The organism is Rhizobium sp. 16-488-2b (assembly GCF_017741815.1).
In the GTDB taxonomy this organism is placed as follows: Bacteria; Pseudomonadota; Alphaproteobacteria; order Rhizobiales; family Rhizobiaceae; genus Rhizobium.
Window position 1 is genome coordinate 287,221 of record NZ_JAGHMF010000036.1, and the last position, 18,961, is coordinate 306,181.

At 61.8% G+C, this 18,961-nt stretch carries 21 protein-coding genes; 7 read left to right on the plus strand and 14 right to left on the minus strand.

Annotated features, from left to right (window positions below; translation table 11 throughout):
• Positions 1-229: 229 nt before the first annotated feature.
• The 4 genes from J5286_RS27815 to yghU all read left to right on the plus strand — a co-directional run bounded on the left by J5286_RS27815 (position 230) and on the right by yghU (position 3,828).
• The gene (locus J5286_RS27815) at positions 230-436 is read left to right on the plus strand and encodes a hypothetical protein (RefSeq protein WP_018896661.1); all 207 of its coding nucleotides are present in this window, start codon (positions 230-232) and stop codon (positions 434-436) included.
• Between the two features lie 127 nt (positions 437-563).
• Positions 564-1,685, plus strand: a complete 1,122-nt coding sequence (locus J5286_RS27820; RefSeq protein ID WP_209193206.1) for a mechanosensitive ion channel family protein — start codon at positions 564-566, stop codon at positions 1,683-1,685.
• Positions 1,686-1,890: 205 nt separating this feature from the next.
• Entirely contained in the window at positions 1,891-2,877 is a 987-nt protein-coding gene (locus J5286_RS27825) for an LLM class flavin-dependent oxidoreductase (protein WP_209193207.1), read from the plus strand.
• A gap of 75 nt (positions 2,878-2,952) precedes the next feature.
• On the plus strand, positions 2,953-3,828 hold the full coding sequence (yghU, locus tag J5286_RS27830; protein WP_209193208.1) for a glutathione-dependent disulfide-bond oxidoreductase: 876 nt from the start codon (positions 2,953-2,955) through the stop codon (positions 3,826-3,828).
• A gap of 79 nt (positions 3,829-3,907) precedes the next feature.
• Here yghU and J5286_RS27835 read toward each other — a convergent pair whose 3' ends face one another.
• Positions 3,908-5,071, minus strand: a complete 1,164-nt coding sequence (locus tag J5286_RS27835; RefSeq protein ID WP_209193209.1) for a low temperature requirement protein A — start codon at positions 5,069-5,071, stop codon at positions 3,908-3,910.
• Positions 5,072-5,101: 30 nt separating this feature from the next.
• Entirely contained in the window at positions 5,102-5,269 is a 168-nt protein-coding gene (locus J5286_RS27840) for a Thivi_2564 family membrane protein (protein ID WP_209193210.1), read from the minus strand.
• Positions 5,270-5,444: 175 nt separating this feature from the next.
• On the opposite strand from J5286_RS27840, the gene J5286_RS27845 reads away from it, so the two are divergent.
• Positions 5,445-5,630 carry a DUF3008 family protein gene (locus tag J5286_RS27845; RefSeq protein WP_111560790.1) on the plus strand — a complete coding sequence of 62 codons (186 nt, stop codon included), beginning with the start codon at positions 5,445-5,447 and terminating at the stop codon, positions 5,628-5,630.
• A gap of 46 nt (positions 5,631-5,676) precedes the next feature.
• Here J5286_RS27845 and J5286_RS27850 read toward each other — a convergent pair whose 3' ends face one another.
• From J5286_RS27850 to J5286_RS27900, 11 genes are all read right to left on the minus strand, one after another.
• Positions 5,677-6,714, minus strand: coding sequence for a dipeptidase (locus J5286_RS27850; protein ID WP_245206602.1), 1,038 nt, complete (start codon positions 6,712-6,714; stop codon positions 5,677-5,679).
• Positions 6,715-6,829: 115 nt separating this feature from the next.
• Positions 6,830-7,174: a hypothetical protein gene (locus J5286_RS27855; protein ID WP_209193211.1), complete on the minus strand. Its 345-nt coding sequence runs from the start codon at positions 7,172-7,174 to the stop codon at positions 6,830-6,832.
• Positions 7,175-7,230: 56 nt separating this feature from the next.
• On the minus strand, positions 7,231-7,518 hold the full coding sequence (locus tag J5286_RS27860) for a helix-turn-helix domain-containing protein (protein ID WP_209193212.1): 288 nt from the start codon (positions 7,516-7,518) through the stop codon (positions 7,231-7,233).
• 63 nt (positions 7,519-7,581) lie between these two features.
• Positions 7,582-8,454: a glycine betaine ABC transporter substrate-binding protein gene (locus tag J5286_RS27865; RefSeq protein ID WP_209193213.1), complete on the minus strand. Its 873-nt coding sequence runs from the start codon at positions 8,452-8,454 to the stop codon at positions 7,582-7,584.
• Positions 8,455-8,519: 65 nt separating this feature from the next.
• Positions 8,520-9,401, minus strand: coding sequence for an ABC transporter permease (locus J5286_RS27870; RefSeq protein WP_209193214.1), 882 nt, complete (start codon positions 9,399-9,401; stop codon positions 8,520-8,522).
• A gap of 22 nt (positions 9,402-9,423) precedes the next feature.
• Positions 9,424-10,656 carry a glycine betaine/L-proline ABC transporter ATP-binding protein ProV gene (proV, locus tag J5286_RS27875; RefSeq protein WP_209193215.1) on the minus strand — a complete coding sequence of 411 codons (1,233 nt, stop codon included), beginning with the start codon at positions 10,654-10,656 and terminating at the stop codon, positions 9,424-9,426.
• 437 nt (positions 10,657-11,093) lie between these two features.
• Positions 11,094-11,588, minus strand: coding sequence for a GNAT family N-acetyltransferase (locus tag J5286_RS27880; protein WP_209193216.1), 495 nt, complete (start codon positions 11,586-11,588; stop codon positions 11,094-11,096).
• 20 nt (positions 11,589-11,608) lie between these two features.
• The gene (locus tag J5286_RS27885) at positions 11,609-12,487 is read right to left on the minus strand and encodes a carbohydrate ABC transporter permease (RefSeq protein ID WP_018896683.1); all 879 of its coding nucleotides are present in this window, start codon (positions 12,485-12,487) and stop codon (positions 11,609-11,611) included.
• Positions 12,488-12,490: 3 nt separating this feature from the next.
• Positions 12,491-13,381 carry a carbohydrate ABC transporter permease gene (locus tag J5286_RS27890; RefSeq protein ID WP_112425135.1) on the minus strand — a complete coding sequence of 297 codons (891 nt, stop codon included), beginning with the start codon at positions 13,379-13,381 and terminating at the stop codon, positions 12,491-12,493.
• Complete coding sequence (locus J5286_RS27895) at positions 13,378-14,487, minus strand: ABC transporter ATP-binding protein (protein ID WP_209193217.1); 1,110 nt, start codon at positions 14,485-14,487, stop codon at positions 13,378-13,380. The genes J5286_RS27890 and J5286_RS27895 overlap by 4 nt, the downstream gene beginning before the upstream one ends.
• A 114-nt stretch (positions 14,488-14,601) precedes the next feature.
• Positions 14,602-15,858: an ABC transporter substrate-binding protein gene (locus J5286_RS27900; RefSeq protein ID WP_112981437.1), complete on the minus strand. Its 1,257-nt coding sequence runs from the start codon at positions 15,856-15,858 to the stop codon at positions 14,602-14,604.
• 163 nt (positions 15,859-16,021) lie between these two features.
• Here J5286_RS27900 and J5286_RS27905 point away from each other — a divergent pair, with 163 nt between their 5' ends.
• Positions 16,022-16,819 carry a GntR family transcriptional regulator gene (locus tag J5286_RS27905; protein WP_209193218.1) on the plus strand — a complete coding sequence of 266 codons (798 nt, stop codon included), beginning with the start codon at positions 16,022-16,024 and terminating at the stop codon, positions 16,817-16,819.
• A gap of 31 nt (positions 16,820-16,850) precedes the next feature.
• Here the strand turns inward: J5286_RS27905 and J5286_RS27910 are convergent, their stop codons facing one another.
• Positions 16,851-18,191 carry a peptidoglycan L,D-endopeptidase MepK gene (locus tag J5286_RS27910; protein WP_449090042.1) on the minus strand — a complete coding sequence of 447 codons (1,341 nt, stop codon included), beginning with the start codon at positions 18,189-18,191 and terminating at the stop codon, positions 16,851-16,853.
• Positions 18,192-18,504: 313 nt separating this feature from the next.
• On the opposite strand from J5286_RS27910, the gene J5286_RS27915 reads away from it, so the two are divergent.
• The gene (locus J5286_RS27915) at positions 18,505-18,903 is read left to right on the plus strand and encodes a hypothetical protein (protein WP_209193220.1); all 399 of its coding nucleotides are present in this window, start codon (positions 18,505-18,507) and stop codon (positions 18,901-18,903) included.
• The last annotated feature ends 58 nt before the right edge of the window (positions 18,904-18,961 follow it).

The window sequence follows — 18,961 nt, forward strand, 5'->3', positions numbered from 1 at the left end:
AAACAGGGGCCGTGCCCGCTGCCGGGAAGAAGGTTAAGTCGTGGGCCTTGCCCGCAGCTGGTGTCGTCCTGCGCCTTCGCGCGGGCACGATCACCGACCGCGAAATCGCGTGGCGCCGGCAATTTCACACATGTCCAAAATTATCACGCAATTGTCATATCAAGGAATCACGGCTCCACTACACGGCGACGCAAAGCGATAGGATTTGCGCATGCCAAAGAGTGGACGAATGAACGTGTATGGGACGGCTCTCTCCGTGCCCTGCATCTTTACCGAGAACGACAACGGCGGAACCATCCGCGGATGTCCGCGATTTCTCGCGCTCGTGGCCGGAAAGCAGAGCATCCGGCTGCTCGATACGATCAGCGGCAGATCCACGCCGATCGCTCTTCACCGTATCGATCGACGTGGCAGGGCGCGGTTTCGCTGGCTCTGACCTCGCATTGAGACCGGGGCTCGTCCGCTCGGACTAAGCCGTCTCCCGCAAGCACGACTGGTCAGGAAAAGCCTGATTTTTGCCGCCCGGCCTTTCCCATGCTGCATTGCACTCTAGCTGATGTCGTATGGAACGCCTCATTCTCGACTTTCAGGAAGCAACCGCATGGTTGCCCGCTTGGCTGGTCAGCATCGGTGTCCTTGCTGCCGCCTTGGCCGTGGGCCTGATGATCCATCGCCTCGCTTTTCGCTTTCTGAGCCGCGTGGTCGAAACGCGGGACCTGTTCTGGCGGTCGCTGGTTTCGCGCGGTCGCCGGCCGCTCAGGCTCAGCATTCTGACGATGACCCTTTCGCTCGGCGCCACCATCGCGCCGCTGACGACGCCGCAGGCGGAGTTCATCCGCCACATCCTGCTCTTGGGCTTCATCGCCGTCGTCGGCTGGATCAGCAAAACCACGCTGCACATCTGGATGACCGTCTATCTGCGCCGCTTCAAGCTCGACGCTGAAGACAATCTGCTAGCGCGCACCCACGTCACCCAATCGCGCATCGGCGAGCGCATCGCCGCCTTCATGATCGTTGCCATCACGATCGCGGCGGGGCTGATGACCTTTCCGGCCGTGCAGCAATATGGCGTGAGCCTGCTCGCATCGGCCGGCGTTGCCGGCATCGTGCTCGGCCTCGCCTTGCAGCCGGTGCTGAAGAATGTCTTCGCCGGCATCCAGCTTGCGATCACCCAGCCGATCCGCATCGACGACGCGCTGATCGTCGAGGGCGAGTGGGGCAATGTGGAGGAGATCACCTCGACCTACGTGGTGGTCAAGCTCTGGGATTGGCGAAGGCTGATCCTGCCGCTCAGCTATTTCATCGAGAACCCGTTCCAGAACTGGACGCGCGAGAGCTCGGCGCTGATCGGCACCGTCATGATCTATCTCGATTACTCGGTGCCCGTTACGGTGATCCGGTCCAAGGTCGAGGAAATAGCCGCCGCCTCCAAGCTCTGGGACAAGCGGGTGGTCGCCGTGCAGGTCACCGATTTCCGCGAAAACGTCATGGAAATCCGTATCCTCGTCTCGGCCTCCAACGCGCCGAAGACCTTCGACCTGCGCTGCGAGATGCGCGAGAAAATCATCGACTTCGTGCAGCGGGAATATCCGGCGAGCTTGCCGCGCGTGAGAGCCGAGGGGGCCGCCAACTTCAACGGCGTGATCGGCGGCGACGCTGCGGTTCGAGCCTCGGTGCAATCGTGATAGCTGTTGGCAGTGCGGCAAAGATGAGCGGGTGTCGGAACCGCAAGACCGTCTGAGCGGCACTCATCGGTCGGGGCGAGGCACGATCTCAAAAAAAGCAGACCTCCCAACCATTGTTCGGGCGTGTCGCGGACTCCATATACCCTTTGATTAGGGCAGCCGTCTTCAGCGGTCGCCTCCACTTGTTGATTACAAAGGTATTGCCATGACCGCTCTTTCCATCCTCGAACTTGTTCGCGTGACGGAGGAGACGGACGCCCGTGGCGCCCTCGACAACGCGCGCGATCTGGCCGCGCATGCGGAAGATTGGGGCTACAAGCGTATCTGGGTTGCCGAACACCACAACATGATCGGGATCGCGAGTGCCGCGACATCCGTCGTTCTTGCCCATCTCGCGGCAGGCACGAAGACGATCCGCGTCGGCGCCGGCGGCATCATGCTGCCCAACCACTCTCCCTATGTCATCGCCGAACAGTTCGGTACGCTGGCGCGCCTGTTTCCGGATCGCATCGATCTCGGCCTCGGCCGCGCGCCGGGAACCGACCAGATGACACTTCGCGCGCTGCGTCGCTCGCCTGAATCCGCCGACCAGTTCCCGCAGGATGTGCTTGAACTACAGGCATTTCTCGCGCCCGCAGGTCCGAACCAGCGGATACAGGCGGTGCCCGCCGCCGGCACCGAAGTGCCGCTCTGGATTCTCGGCTCCAGCAATTTCGGCGCCATGCTCGCAGGCGAACTCGGTCTGCCCTATGCCTTTGCCTCGCACTTCGCGCCCGAGCTTCTTATTCAGGCGCTGCAGATCTATCGCACCCGTTTCAAGCCGTCCGAGCAGCTGTCGCAGCCCTACGCCATGGTCGGCGTCAACGTGATCGCCGCCGAGACAGATGCCGAGGCGCGCCGGCTTGCGACGACACAGCAGATGTCCTTCACCAACATGTTTCGCGGCACGCGCGGGCTGAGCCAGCCGCCGATCGACGATATCGAGACCTACTGGTCGCCAATGGAAAAGGTGCAGGCCCAGCAGATGCTCGCCCGCTCGATCATCGGCTCGCCCGAAACGGTTCGTGCCGGCCTGGAGAGGCTGGTTGAGGAAACCGGCGCCGACGAATTGATGATCGTGTCCGACGTCTATGATCACAGCGCGCGCCTGCAATCCTTCGAAATGATCGCCGAGGTCGGGCGAAAGATCTGACAGGCACCCTATCCAATTCAGCGCAATCGAGACGGGTTGCGTATCGCATGAAGACGCCACCACTGGAGACAAAGCATGGCCAATTCGACTGAGTATACGCCGCCAAAGATCTGGACCTGGAACAAGGATAGCGGCGGACGTTTCGCCAACATCAATCGGCCGATTGCCGGCGCGACGCATGAGAAGGAATTGCCGGTCGGCCGCCATCCTTTGCAGCTTTATTCGCTGGGCACGCCGAATGGCGTCAAGGTGACGATCATGCTCGAGGAGCTTCTCGCTGCCGGCCACAGCGGTGCTGAATATGATGCCTGGCTGATCAGGATCGGCGATGGTGACCAGTTCGGCAGCGGCTTTGTCGAGGCCAATCCGAACTCCAAGATCCCGGCGCTGGTCGACCGCAGCGGTGCCAAGCCGATCCGCATTTTCGAGTCCGGCTCTATCCTCACCTACCTCGCCGAAAAGTTTCAGGCCTTCCTGCCGACGGAGCCGGCCGCGCGCGCCGAGTGCTTCTCCTGGCTGTTCTGGCAGATGGGCAGCGCGCCCTATCTCGGCGGCGGCTTCGGTCACTTCTATGCCTACGCGCCGACCAAGATCGAATATGCGATCGACCGCTTCGCGATGGAGGCCAAGCGTCAGCTCGACGTGCTCGATCGCCGGCTTGCCGAGAGCGAGTATCTCGGCGGTGCCGAATACACCATCGCCGACATGGCCGTCTGGCCCTGGTATGGCGGGCTGGTGAAGGGTTGGATCTACGAAGCGGCGGAGTTCCTGCAGGTTCAGGACTACAAGAATATCCAGCGCTGGGCCGATCAGATCGGCGAGCGCAAGCCGGTTCAGCGCGGGCGCATGGTCAACCGTCTCTCTGGCGAACCATCGAGCCAACTCTGGGAGCGTCACGACGCCAGCGACTTCGACACGAAGACGCAGGACAAGATCGGCTCTGCCGTCTAAGCTTTGGATTGGTCGCATCCGGGTCGTCATCTCGGCGATCCGGATGTGGCATTATGTGCGGATGAGTGAGCCATGCGGTTCAGGCGGTGGTCGCGTTCGCCTTTCGCAACGCCACATACTCCCACAGCGCGACGAGCAGCAGCGTGACGGTGCTTGCCATCTGTATCGTGAAATTCTGCTGCACCGGCAGAACAACGGCGGTCGCCAGCAGGATCACGAGCCCGGCGATGTGAGAGAGCGGCAGCTTTCGCGCGGCTGTCAATTTCAGCCAGATATTTCCAATCAGAAAGAGTCCGGGCCCGCCGAGAATCGCGAGCGTGGTCTTCAGGCTGCTGTGCTCTTCGGGATGGGACAGGCTGAAATCCTCGCCGACGGCGGTGAGGATGATGCCGGCGACGATCGGCAGGTGCCCGTAGGTGAAAAGACCGTGGGCCACGGTTTCGGGCGCCGAGGTCGTCTCCGCTTTGTCGGCGGCCTTCTGCTGGCCGTGATGGAAATAGATCCACCACATGAAGCCTGTGGTCAGGAAAGCGCTGCAGAACACCATGACCGACAGGTTCGACTGCATGTGTTCCGCCGCGGTCCTGCCCGTGGTTAGAATCGTCTCGCCGAGACAGAGAATGACGAAGAGCGCGCAGCGCTCGGCCATGTGCTCGCCCGATATGTCGAGTGTTTCACGCGGCGAGCTCCCCAATCCGGGCACCCAGTAGCGTGCCAGCGGCGAGACGTATTCGATCAAAAGCGCGACGGCCCAGAAGGCGACGCGCGCCTCAAGGCTGGCGAAGCCGCCGATCATCCAGAAGACGCTGGAAGCGATCACCCAGACGGTGATGCGCACGAAGGTGAGGTAAGAGGGCCGGTCGACGCTCCTGTAGGCGTAGAGCATGAAAACCGAGCGCACGATCTGCATGGCGCAATAGAGCGCCGCGAACGCCGGTCCCTGATGTTTGAAGGCTTCCGGCAACGCGATCGCCAGCAATATGCCGCCGAACATGAGGGCGAAGAGCAGCAGCCGCACCGCTTCCTTGTCGGTGTCGAGCAGGTTGGTGATCCAGGTCGTGTAGACCCACAGCCACCAGATAGCGAGGATCAGCAGTATCGATTCCGCCAGCGTCGTCGAACTGAAGTCCTCGACGAGCGTGTGCGACAGCTGGATCAGCGCGAATACGAAAACGAGATCGAAGAACAGCTCCGGAAAGCTGGCCTTCGTCTTTTCGGCGCTTTTGCCACGGATCAGGCTCAATGCGATCCCTCCATCGATCGAGCCACGGCCTTAGAAAACCGCCAGATATTTCAAAAGCGAAATGATGCCGATGATGATCACGATGATCTGCACGATCTGCTTGGCTTTGGCATCGATCGGCAGGCGGGCGACAAGGTACAAGACAAGAATGATGACCAGGAAGGTTATCAGTATTCCGATCAGTATAGATGCAGCCATTTGGATCCCACTCCGTTGAAAAATCTTTTAGTCACAGAGCGTTAGATAAATCTCTCTTTCAAAAAGGAAAGGATCGGCGATCGAGAAACTCTATCGTGCGGTTGGAGTGACTGTGCGCGCCTTCGCAGGAACCTTCGCTGTCGCCGTGAGTTCAGGAGGAAAGGGAGAAGACATCATGCCAGCAAAATCGAAAGCGCAACAGAAGGCAGCCGGCGCGGCCTTGTCTGCCAAGCGCGGTGAAACGCCGAAGAGCAAGCTCAAGGGGGCATCCCGCGAGATGGTGGATTCGATGACCGAAAAGCAGCTCGAGGACTTCGCTTCCACGAAAACCAAGGGGAAGCCGGAACACGTCTCCAAATAGTCCGTGGTTTTCGGCGGCTTATGTTGCGATGGCCGTCACAGGCGGCTTAGCCGCCCCAAGTGCGCTCGAGCACGCTGATCCAGTTGGCGTGCGTGATCTTGACCAGTGCTTCCTCATCGAAGCCACCGGCGCGGAACGCGTCGATCAACAGAGGCAGGCCGGTCGCATCCTTCATCGCTGCCGGGATCGTCGTCCCGTCGAAATCCGAGCCCAGCGCGACGTGCTCGATGCCGATACGATCGGCGATATAGGCGGCGTGGCGCACCAGGAGGTCGAGGCTGGTGTCGGCGTTGCGCGTGCCGTCATCGCGCAGGAAGAGCACGCCGAAATTGATACCGACGAGACCGCCCGTGTCGCGGATCGCGTCGAGCTGCCGGTCGGTGAGGTTGCGGCTATGCGGGCTGATCTGGTGGACGTTGGAATGCGAGGCGACCAGAGGGGCGTTCGAGAGCTTCGCGATGTCCCAAAAACCCTGCTCGTTCATATGCGAGAGATCGACCATGATCTTGAGCTCGTTACAGGCTCGGATCAGATCCTTGCCGGCGTTGCTCAAGCCGGGGCCGATGTCAGGCGATGACGGGAAACGGAACGGAACGCCGTAGGCAAAAATGTTCGGCCGGCTCCACACTGGTCCAAGCGTGCGAAGTCCGGTCTGATGCAGCACATAGAGCGCATCGAGATCGGCGGCGATTGCTTCGGCGCCCTCGATATGCATCACGGCCGCGAAGGCGCCGGTTTCGATCGACTGGCGGATATCGGCTGCCGTGCGGCAGACTTTCAGCCCGCCGGCGCTCTGCGCTTCGATGTCGAAGAGAATGCGGGCCATTGCCAGGGTGCGGTTCAGCGATTCCGGCTGCGTGGGCGTCAGGAAGTCGCCATTGGCGTCCTTGCCCATGCTGGGCGAGGGGATGTAGATGGCGCAGAGCCCGCCGGCCAGACCGCCGGCGCGCGCCTTGGGAAGATCGATATGCCCCGTCGCCTCTCCCTCGATAAACGCCTTGGCCGGCTGCGCGATGCCCGAATGCTGGAGTCGGAGCAATACGTCGTTGTGGCCGTCGAAAACGGGCATGAGGGAGCTTGGCATGATGGGGGAGGTCCTGCGTCTGTTTGCTTGCGCGTCTTCGTATGACAGGTCTGCGCCCCCACGCAAACCCAAACTGCCAGCCGTGCATTGAAAATCGCACGGCCGGCTAGTTCGATTACTGCATGACGTAGGCGGACGACAGCGGGCCGAGCTCGGCCGATATCTGGCGCCATCTTGCCGGCTGGGCGCCCGTGCGCGAAATCATTGCCTCGATCAGTCCGGTGGAGACGGCGTCCTTCAGTCTGCCGTCGCCATTGCGCATGCCGAGCTCGATCAGCTCGAACACCCGCTGCTTGTCCTCCAGCGTCGAGAAACGCTCGGCAATCAGCCAGCCCATGTCGGAATAGAGCGTATGCATGTCCGCGAGATCGACAGGTGCGACGTCCTCGATGACGTTCTCCAGCGTCGAGGTAACAGGGACATGCTGTGCCAGTTCAGCGGTGATCGCTTTCGTATCCATTGTCATTTCCTTGTTCTTGTGTGCGGTGATCGGGTAGCCGCATAGCGGCTTTCCGTTCAGCTCGGCCGATGTGCGTTGTCGTTCGCAACCGGCCATGTGGGTCCCGCCCCGTGGCCGCGCAACAGCCATGCGAGGCTGACCTCAAGCGTGTCGGCGATCGTTTCCAGATTGCCGGCGGCCGGCGCCGCGCGGTCGTTTTCCCACGATGCCCAGGTCTCGGGCGTGATGCCGAGGTTTCTCGCGGCGGCTTCGATGGAGAGCTTCATCGCGTCGCGGGCGAGCGACATGCGCCCACCCATCGTATCGTCTTCGGCGTCGGTCGGTTGCAGGCGGTCGATATACATTCATCGCTCCTGTGCGGTCGAAGGGTCGCGCCCCGCCGAATTAGGCGAGGCGCGATAATGCGATCAGCCTTCGTCGCCGATCCAGCTCTTCACCTGGTCGGGATGGTCCTGGATATATTTATCCACTGCCTGGTCGTAGGACGTTTCCTGCGCGGCAAACATCGCCGCTTCGAGATCGGGGATCGGCAGGTTCATGCGCGACAGGAAGGCGGCAACCTTGGGGTTGTCGGACTTGAAGTCCTTGCGGGCGAGAACATCGACGTGTTCAGCTTCGCCGAGCGACTTCTTCGGGTCATCGAGATAGCGCAGCTTGTGCTTGCCGAACATCCAATGTGGGCTCCAGGCGGTGGCCACGAACCACTTCTCGCCGCGCATGGCGCGATCGACCGTCGTCAGCATGCCGGCTTCGCTGGAGATCTGCAGCTTGTAGCTGTCGAGCCCGTAATCCTTCACCGCCTTTTCCGAGAGGCGCGTGAGGCCGGCGCCCGGATCGATGCCCTGGATGGTGCCGGAGAGCTTCTTCTGCACGTCTTCCTTCTTCAGGTCCTCGATCGAGCCGATCTGGTCGGCGGGAATGTAATCGGGAACCACCCAGCCGAGCTTGGCGCCGTCATAGACCGTGCCGAGCGTCTCGACCTTGTCCTTGACCTTGGCATAGTAGTCGGCATGCGTCTGCGGCAGCCAGGCCATCATCATCGTGTCGAGGTCGCCGCGCGCGACACCCTGGTAGAGCGGCGCGATATCCGCCTGCACGAGTTCGACCTTCTGGTTCAGCTTCGTCTCGATCACCTTGGCGGCAAGCTTGGTAACGAACTCGGCGTCGGACCAGGCGGCCCAGCCGATCTTCACCGGCTTGGCCTCTTGCGCCATGGTCGAGGTGACCGCGCCGCTGACGAGAGCGGCGGCAAGGCCGAGGGTTGCGAGTGTTTTGAACATGAGTGCTCCTTTTGTGAAGGTTCGCATTTGGCAGGCCGCGGCCTGCCATGATGGGTTGCCAGAGATCAGGCCGTCGCCGGCTTCAGCTCTTCGCGTTCGCTTTTGCGGAACAGGCCCTGCCAGAACGCGGCGCGCGGCTTGCCCAGGCTCTGGGTGATGCGGTCGAGAATGACGGCGAGGATGACGACGGCGATGCCGCCTTCAAAGCCAGTGCCGACGTCGAGGCGCTGGATGCCGGTCAGAACCGTGTTGCCGATGCCGCCAGCGCCAATCATCGAGGCGATCACGACCATCGACAGCGACAGCATGATCGTCTGGTTGATGCCCGCCATGATCGAGGGCATGGCGTTCGGAAGCTGCACGTTGAACAGAAGCTGCGTCGCCGTGCAGCCGAAGGCGTTGCCCGCCTCGATGAACTCGCCATCCACCTGGCGGATGCCGAGATTGGTCAGGCGAACCACCGGCGGCATCGAGAAGATGACCGTCGCGATCGCGCCCGGCACAGCGCCGAGGCCGAAGAACATGGCGGCCGGGATCAGGTAGACGAAGGCAGGCATGGTCTGCATCAGGTCGAGGACCGGGCGCACGACGGCGGCGACGGAATCCTTGCGAGCCATGGCGATGCCAAGCGGCAAGCCGACGAGCATGGCGATCAGCGTAGCGGCGATGACCAGCGACAAGGTCTCCATCATCGGGCCCCAGAGCTCGATGTGGTTGACGAGCAGCAGGCCGAGCGCGGTGAACACCGCAAAGCCGATGCCGACGCGCCAGAGCGAGAGGATCACGAAGATCGCGATGCCAACCGGCATGGGGATCGCAAGCAGGGCGTTCTGGATGCCTGACGTCACGAAGCCGATCGCGGCCGCGATGAAATCAAGCACGGGTGAGAAGTTGTCGAGCACATAATTGACGGCAGCGTCGATGCCGTTTCCGATATCGAAGTTCATGATTTATCCGATGTGTTTGTGATCAGCCGGCGCGGTCGAGCGTTTCGAGCAGCGCGGATTTGCTGATGGAGCCGAGATAGCGCTTACCGCCGTCAATGACGGGAACCGGCCAGGGGCTGGCCGCCACCTTGCCAAGCACGTTCGACAGCGGCTCGTCGGCCGGAATGGCCTCGATCTCGGACAGGAAGGCGCCGCGATAGGGATCGGCCGTCTTTGCCCTGATCTTTTCGATCAGCGATGTCTGGCTGATCATGCCGTGATAGGTCTTGTCGCGGCCGAGGATGATTGCGTATTCGCGGTCGTAGTTTTTCATGCGCTCGAGTGCTGCCGCGGCCGAAACGCCTTCGCGCTCGATGATCGTGACCTGCGATTTGCGGGCGACATCGCCGGCCTTGAAGACGTGCGCGACATCGACATTGCGGAAGAAGGAGCGGACGTAATCGTTGGCCGGCTTGGTGACGATCTCGTCCGGCGTGCCGATCTGCACGACATTGCCGTTCTGCATGATGCAGATGCGATCGCCGATCCGCATCGCCTCGTCGAGATCGTGGCTGACGAAGACGATGGTGCGGCTGTGCTCGGATTGGAGGCGAACGAGTTCGTCCTGCATTTCGGTGCGGATCAGCGGGTCGAGTGCCGAGAAGGCTTCGTCCATCAGGAGAATGGTGGGCTCGCTGGCGAGCGCGCGGGCAAGGCCGACACGCTGCTTCATGCCGCCGGAAAGCTGATCCGGGCGGCTGTCGGCGTAGCCGTCGAGGCCGACGGCCTTCAGCGCGGCCAATGCCTTCTCGCGACGCTCGGCCTCGCCGACGCCGGCAACCTCGAGACCGAAGGCGGCGTTGCTGAGAACGGTGCGGTTGGGAAGCAGCGCGAAGGACTGGAAAACCATGCTGATGTCGCGGCGGCGTAGCGCGATCAGCTCGCTGCGTGACATGTCGGTGATATCGCGGCCATCGATCTTGATCGATCCGGATGTGGGTTCGATCAACCGATTGAGGAGACGCAGCAGCGTTGATTTGCCGGAGCCCGAGAGGCCCATGATGACGAAGATCTCGCCGGCGCGAATATCGAAACTGGCGTCGTTTACGCCGATCGAGCAGCCCGTTGCTGCATGGATCTCGGATTTTGACTTGCCTGCGCGCAGTAGCGCCAAGGCCTTCTTCGGGTGTTCGCCGAAAACTTTGTAGATGTTGTTGAGACTGATCTTGGTCGAAGCCGATGATGTCGGCGCGTCTGTTTCAGTTGCAGCATTCATATAATCTTGGCGCCGAGCTCGAGAGGCCAGGCATTCTCCTTTATTCGCATACGCCCACGATCTGCAGAATATCTTCTGGATCAGGATGTATTATCCGTTGTGTTGCTGAGACAAATCGACATTTCATAAGTCAAATTCGTCCGAGGAAAAATATATTATATCGAAAGTATCTATCCGATATGACAAAAGGTCACGTAATCGAACTTTGATACTGTCATTTTCGATGGAGCGCTGTGCTCCTTATCTGCGTATATAGGGCGATATACAAAAATTGTCCATCTTAAAATCAATTTTTGTGACAGACACACCGGTAGCCGGTATCGTCGAAACAGGCCACAACGCCTGCTGTACCGGCGAAGCAGCGCTGCGCCGGCAGACCAGGTATTTTTGAAATCAAAGGCTGAAATTCGGCGCTGACGCGTCCGAAATCGTGTCCTTTATGAGGAGATTTCGCTCGGGTGGGCGAGCGATAGCATGCCTCGATAAATACCCGGATCGGAGCCCTCGATCGGGATCGCGCCGACGCTCTTGCGATAGAAATCCATCGGCCCGGCGCCGCCGATCACGCCATAGGGATAGCCCTGCGCGTGCATGTCGAGCAGCGTTTCCAGGAGCAGGGCGTGGCCGACACCCTTGCCTCGGGCCGCCTGATCGACGCCGGTGGGGCCGAAGAATCCCTTGGCGGTCGCCTCGTGGCAGGCAAAGCCGATAAGCTCACCCGCCTGAATGGCGATGAAGCAGGTGGTCGGCTGGCGCATGGCGGCGGCGGTGGCCTCGGCCGCCCAGCCGGCGCCGAAGCGTGGTTCGATCCATGATGTCAGCGCCGGCAGTTCCGGCACCAGCACGCGGCGGATGGTGACCCCTTGCGATGTCATGCGGCTGTCGAGGGCCGGGTCGCGCTTCAGCTCGTAGAGCTTCACAAGCATGTCCATGATCTTGATCCTTGTATCTGTCAGCCTTTGACGGCGCCGGCGGTAAGGCCGGCAACGATCCGCCGCTGGAAGATAAGCACGACGGCGATGAGGGGGAGCGTGACGGTGATCGAGGCCGCCATGATCTGCCCGAACGGGTACTCGTAGCGGCTGGTGCCCGCGATCAGGCCGATCGCCACCGGCACGGTGCGGTTCTCGTCCGTCAGCGTGAATGTCAGCGCGAACAGGAACTCGTTCCAGGCGAGGATGAAGGCAAGAATGCCGGTACTGGCCAGCGACGGCCCCATCAGCGGCAGTAGCACCTTCATCAGGATGCGGAAGTGCGAGCAGCCGTCGATGATCGCGGCCTCCTCCAGTTCGCGTGGGAACTCGCGGATGAAGGTGGTGAGAATCCACGTCGTGAAGGGTACGGTCGACAGGAGATAGGTGAGGATCAGCGCGCTCGGGCGATTGAATAGCCCCAGCCAGTTGATCAGCTCGAACATGCCCGAGAGCACGACCACCTGCGGGAAGATCGATATCATCAGGACGATCATCAGGATCGCGCGCCGCTGCGGAAACTCGATGCGGCCGAGTGCGTAGGCGGCCGAGAGGCCAATGATGAGCGACAGGAAGGTCGTCGATATCGCGACATAGGCCGAGTTGAGCAGCGACCCCATGAAGACCGGGTTGTCGATCAACTGCCGGTAATAAGTGAAATCCAGCGCCGGCATCAGGGCCGAGCGATAGAGCGCGGCACCCTGCTTCGTCGAGGAGACGAAGGCCCAGTAATACGGGAACAGCGTATAGACGAGCACGAGCAGCAGCGCGAAGATCTGCAGGCCGCGCACGACGCGCCGTCTCATGCGATAGTAGCCAGCGGGCTTGCGCAGCGCCTTTTGCGCGATTGCATTGGCCATCGATCAGGTCCCCGCCGCTTTGTCGAGGCGCAAGACCCCGATGATGATGATTGCGACCAGCGCGACGAGCAGGAAGACCCAGGTCGACGCCGCCGAGCCGACGCCAAGTTCCTGGAAGCTGATCAGCCGGTCGCGCGCATAGATCGATACGGTCATGACGTTCTCGTTGCTCGCCGCGAGGACATAGGCAAGGTCGAACATCCGGAGCGCGTCGAGAACGCGGAAAAGAACGGCGACGCCGATCGCCGGGCGCAGCATCGGAAGGGTGATCGACCAGAAGCGCTTCCAGGCGGGGATGCCGTCCACTTCGGCGGCCTCGAAGATCTCCGGCGATATCAGCTGCAGACCGGCGAGGATGAGCAGCACCATGAAAGGCGTGGTCATCCACACGTCGATGAAAATGACGACGCCCATGATCAGCGAGCTGCTCGCCGTCCATGCGATACCGTGATCGACCACGCCCAGCCCCGTGAGGATCTTGTTGATGACGCCGAACTGGTCGTTGAGCATCCATTCCCAGATCTTGGTGGCGACGACGACAGGAATGGCCCACGGCACCAGAATGGCGGCACGCGCGAGGCCGCGGCCCGGGATCATCTCGTTGAGCAGCAAGGCGATCGCAAGCCCGAGCGCCGTCTCGATCGCGACCGAGATGACGGTGAACACCAGCGTGTTCTTCACGGCAACCCACCAGCTGTGGTCGTTGATGACCTCCATGAAGTTGTCGAGGCCGACCATGGAATAGACGGAGGGGTCGTCGAGATAGGCGTCGGTGAAGGAGAAGAAGAAGGTCCGGCTCAGCGGCCAGACGGCGACCAGAAGGATGACGGCGATGACGGGAACCAGAAACAGCCATGCGGCCCGGTAATCGCGGCGGGCAAGTTTGGCGCTCATGGTTGGTTCACCTGTCCGTTGGCCGGCTGGCTGAGCAGAACGCGCTTGCCGTCGGCTGTAAAGGCGAAGACGGCGGCATCAGCGAAATCCAGGCCGACAGGCTGGCCGATGAGATCATGCGCCGGTGCCTTTGCGACGCGGATCACCCAGACGGTGTCGTCGGTGATCCGGCAATAGGCGAAATGCTCGTGGCCGAGGTCCTCCACACGCTCCAGCGTGCAGGTGATGCGGCCTTCGTTCGCGCCAACTAACCGCAGTCCTTCCGGCCGGATGCCGATCTCGGCGATCGGGCCAGCCGGATTGGTGGCGACCATGACGATTGATAGATTGCCGGGGCCGACGATCGTGCCGGCATCCGCGCCGGTCTTCGGCGAGACGGCCAGGAAGTTCATCCGGGGGCTGCCGATGAAGCTTGCGACGAAGCGATTGTCAGGGGCGTGGTAGAGTTCCTGCGGCGTTCCCACCTGCTCGATGCGGCCGTGGTTCAAGACGACGATCCGGTCTGCGAGCGTCATCGCCTCGGATTGGTCGTGGGTGACGTAGATCATCGTCGTCTTCAGGTCGTCATGGAGCTTGGCGATCTCCATGCGCATTTCCATTCGAAGATCGGAATCGAGGTTGGAGAGCGGCTCGTCGAACAGGAAGATCTCGGGCTGGCGCACCAGCGCCCGGCCGATCGCCACGCGCTGGCGCTGGCCGCCGGAGAGTTCGCGCGGCCGGCGATCCATCAGGTGGTCGACCTTGAGCATGCGCGCCACCGACGAAACCTTCTGGCTGATCGCGTCCTTGGCCATGCCCAGTGTTTCCAGCGCGAAGCCGATGTTGCGGGCGACGCTCATATGCGGATAGAGCGCATAGGACTGGAAGACGAAGGCGACGCCGCGTCTTGAGGCCGGAACATCGGTCACGTCCTCGCCGCCGATGGTCACGACACCTTTTGACGCCGCCACGAGGCCCGCAACGATGCGCAGAAGCGTTGACTTGCCGCAGCCGGAAGGCCCGACGAAGACGACGAACTCGCCGTCGTTGATCCTGAGGTCGACGCCCTGAATGACGGTGTGCGTCCCAAAATTCTTCGAAACGGATTCAAGCGAAACCGATGCCATTTTTCACCCGGACTTGATCACGATAAAAGGCTCGCCCCCTTGCTGGCGGCGATTTGCGATGCGCGAGACGAGGGCGGACCGCTATGGGCCTGCCCTCGTGCGTTCAGTCTAGGCTCAACGGCTTTCCTTGAGCTTTTCCAGTCGCCCGGCGAGCGAGGTCAAGCCGGACTTGATATCGCCACCACCGGACAGCATGTCGTGGACGGAGCGATAAAAGGCCTGCGACACGCGGTTGTAGCTGGTGCCGGTATAGCCCGAGGGACGCACGGCGCTATCGGCGAAGGCCTGCTGGTTATCCTTCAGGAAGGGGATCTTCGCCAGCACGTCCGGGTCGGTGTAGAGCGCCGGGATGGATGGGTTGACTGCATCCTGCAGCGCGCGCTTCTTCTGCATGTCGGGGCCGGTGATGAAGTTCACGAAGTCGGCCGCGACGTCAGGCTTGGCGCTGTACTTCGAGACGCCGTAATACATCGGGCCGAGGCATCCGCTCGACTTCTGGCCTTCCGTGCCGACGGGCAGCGGCATGACGCCGACCTTGTCGACAACGGCGCTGCCTTCCTTGTGCGACGTGCCCCATACATAAGGCCAGTTGCGATGGAACACGGCATTGCCGGATTCAAAGACGGCGCGCGAGGCTTCCTCGTCGTAGTTCAGCGTACCCTCTGGGCTGATCGAGCCGATCCAACCCTTGGCCTTTTCGATCGCTTCGGCAGCCTTCGGATTGTCGATCGTGACTTTGCCGTCGTCGGAGATGATCGTGCCGCCGCCGTTCGATGCAACGAGCTCGATCGCGTCGCAGGTCAGGCCTTCGTAGCTCTTGGCCTGCCAGGCGTAACCCCACATGTCGCCCTTGCCGTCGGCACGCTCCTTGTCCTGGATTTCCTTGGCCGTGGCGGCCAGCTCATCCCAAGTCTTCGGCGGCTGCTTGCCGTATTTCTCTAGCAGATCCTTGCGGTAGAACATCAGGCCGACGTCCATGTAGGCGGGCATCGCGACCAGATTTCCGTCGAGCTTGGCGGCGTTGAGCGTGGAGGCGAAGTGCTTGTCCTGATCGGCCTGGGGGATCACGGTCTTCAGGTCGAGAAGGCCGTTCTTGAACATGCCGAGCCAGATGACGTCGAGGAACAGCACGTCGATATCGGTCGACTTTGCGGCGATCAGCTGCTGATAGATCGGGATGGCGTCATCGAGCAGCGCCGGCATCTTGTTGATCTTCGCTTCATTGCCCGTCTTCTCCTTCCAGGCATTGGCGACATTGGTGCACAGCTCGAATTCCGTCGGCGCGCAAAATACGGAAATCGTCTCAGCGTGGGCCGTTCCGCTCCAGAGGGCGGCGGAGAACGCGAGGGCGGCAAGGCTCTTCTTAAGCATGATGGGTTCCCTTGATTGTGATAATGCACGGCATCGTCGGGGCTCTTCTGGCTCCTTGCGATCAATAGGACTGGTTATGACCAGTTATGTCAATATGGACTTTCGAGAGAATTGCGTTGAAGATGACATTGGCAGAGGCGGCTATGGCCCAGGGAAATCGAATTTGAAGACGCTCGAAACCGAGGACACATTGATCGCAACACGCGGCGTCATCGATCGCGACGACCCGCGGCCGCTGCACAAGCAGGTGTACGAGGCGCTGCTGGCGGCGATCAGCGACGGGCGCCTGCCGCTGCGCGGCAAGCTGCCCTCCGAGCGCGAGCTCGTCGATCTCTATGATGTGAGCCGGATCACCATTCGCCACGCGGTGCGTGAACTCATCCAGCAGGGCGTGGTGCATAGCCAGCCCGGCAAGGGGCTCTATGTCACGGAACGCGGCGGCGGCTTCGAGCTTCAGGTGCTGAAGAGCTTCACCAGCATCGCGCTGGCCAATGGCCGCGCGCCGGGTCACCAGCTGATCGAGGCAAGCCTCGTTCGGGCGCCGCTCGAAGTCAGCAGGCCGCTCTTTCTCGCCCCTAGCGCGGAGGTCGTGGTGCTATCGCGCCTGCGCCTGCTCGACAACATTCCGGCGGTGATCCAGACCGACTGGATTCCGGCCGGGCGCGTGCCGGGGCTGCTCGACCTCGATTGGGGTATCGCCAACCGCTCGCTCTATGAAGAGCTGCGCCAGCGCTACGGCATATTTCCCAAACGCGGCCAGACCACGCTGAGCGCCCGTCTGGCGGGCGAAGACGAGGCGCGATTGCTGCAACTGGCGCCGCCGGCGGCAGTGCTGACGGTCGACCAGATCGCCTTCGACGACCGCAACCGCCCGGTCAACATGACGGCGCTTGTGCACCATCCGGCTCGCTATCCGCTGACGCTGCTGCAATCGGAAACCGGCGATTTCACGCAATACTGATGATTGGTGGCGAGACCGCCGAAGGCTCGTGCTAGCCGTCGAGAGCGAAGCGGTCCTCGTCGAACTCATCTTCAGCGAATTCGTCGGTGTCGCTATAGATCGCCGGACCGACATCGTCGAGCGTCGTCAGGCGCATGCCTGATGGCCGCGGTGCGGTCATCTCGATCTTCATACCCGGTGGCTGCAGCGCCCAGGCGACCAGCGCCTTGCCGGACATGGCGCCGACGCCTGCCGATACGACCTGCGGCTCCCGAGGAGCAACCGCGGTCATGTCGGGGCGCTTTGCCGCGCCGCCGGCAAGCGAGCCGCCTGCGTGGAGGGCAAAGAGAAGCTGTCCCGCCGATCCCTTGCCGGTGACGGCGGTGGCGAGCAGGACGGGCGCGGCGGGCGGCGGAACGCTTGCCGTGGTGGTTTCATCCAGCGCCGGTCTGAAGGTCGGAAGCGGCACGGTGAGGGAGGCGAGGTCGGGAACCTTGCTATCGGTATTGTCGGCGCGCGGCATCGGCCGGGCAAGCTGAAGCTCGAGACCTCGTTCGGCGCGCGTTTGAGGCACCGGCAGCATCGCCGTTACGAGAGCGCGGGAGGGTGCCGGAGCGCCTTCATCGTCATCACTTTCAGGTGCGCGGATGGTCTCGATCGCGACAGGGCGGTTGCGCTTCTTCTGGTCGGCGAGCGCCAGCTCATAGCCCGGCAAGGCACGGCCATCGGCCGGCAGATGCAAGGTGCGGCCGCTTGGGAAAAGCCGTGCCAATTCCAGGCGCGACATGCGCGGCCAGGCGCGAACATTGCCGACATCGAGATGCACGAAGGGCGAGCCGGACGTCGGATAATAGCCGACGCCGCCCACCTGCATCTGCATGGCGAGCGCGCGCAGCGTGGCAAGCTTCACGCCCGGAATGTAGAAGTCCATCGCCTTACCCAGCATGTGCTGGCTCTTCTTGGCGACGCCTGTGGTGCGCGAACGGGTGCGCAGCATGTTGTTGGTGGCGGGCGAGCGATAGGCGGAGACGACGTGGATGGGCTGCTTGGCACCGCTGCGCTGATAGACCTCCCAGACCAGATCGAGCAGGCGCGGATCCATTTTGGTCGGCTCGTTGCGCCGCCAGTCGCGCAGGAAGCGGTTGATCTGCGCCAGGCCCTTCGGATCGAACTTGCCGTTGCGCTTGAAGACGATGGTCGCCCGCTCTCCCGTGTGGGTAAAATAGAGCTTGAGCGCGCGGTCGTCTGCGGCCGCCTGCGCTGCGCCGACCATGGCCGCGAATATGACGAGGGCGATCAAGACCATGCGATGGGCGGCAAGCGATACGGCTAGCGCCAGCATGGTCACGGGAACGGAAAAGACTGCATGGTACACGAACACGACTTCCGTCATTGTTGAAGGGTGCGAGGGCCGGATGCTTGCGATCGGCGAGGTCGCTTTGCAGTCGATTATGGTCAACAGATCCCTAACGTATCGTTTATGAGGAATGGATTATCGGGACAGTTGGGCCGTGCGTGACCTCACTTCTTGGGCGTTCGGCGGATCGGGCGCGGCGCGGAAGGTGGGGAAGGCGCGCGCAGCTGGGTGGCCGTTTGTCGAGCGTCCCGCAAAGTGACATGACCGCAAGAAAAGAGCGCGACGGTCACAATCCTGTCGCTTCGGTCCTTATCTCTTGGGACATGATTCCAGAACGGAGGAGCGACAATTGAATAATCTATACAGGATGTTGGCAATTGCGGCGGGAACGATGGCAACGATGGTCGCGCCGATCGCGGCGGCTCAGACGCCGGTCGCCGACCCGCTTGTCGGTCGCGCGTGGATCGAGACCAAATCGCAATCCGGTCTTCCCGGCGTGATGATGCTGTTCATGGCCGATGGCAGCCTGCTGATGGATTCCTGCTGGGAAACTTACGCGCTGCGCAAATGGAGCCGCAGCTCTCACGATACCGTTACCTGGGACGAGGATGGCGCCAAAATCACCGCGAAGGTGAAATCGGTTTCGCCGAGTCAGCTGACACTGAGCGTGAGAGCCGGGAAGGATACGGTCGAGCACCGCTACAGCATCGCGAAAGTGCCGTATGTCTGCCCTGACATGAAGCGCTGAGATAGGCATTGCGCCGCGAGCGGATATCCCGACCTAATACCGCTCGCGACATGTCTTC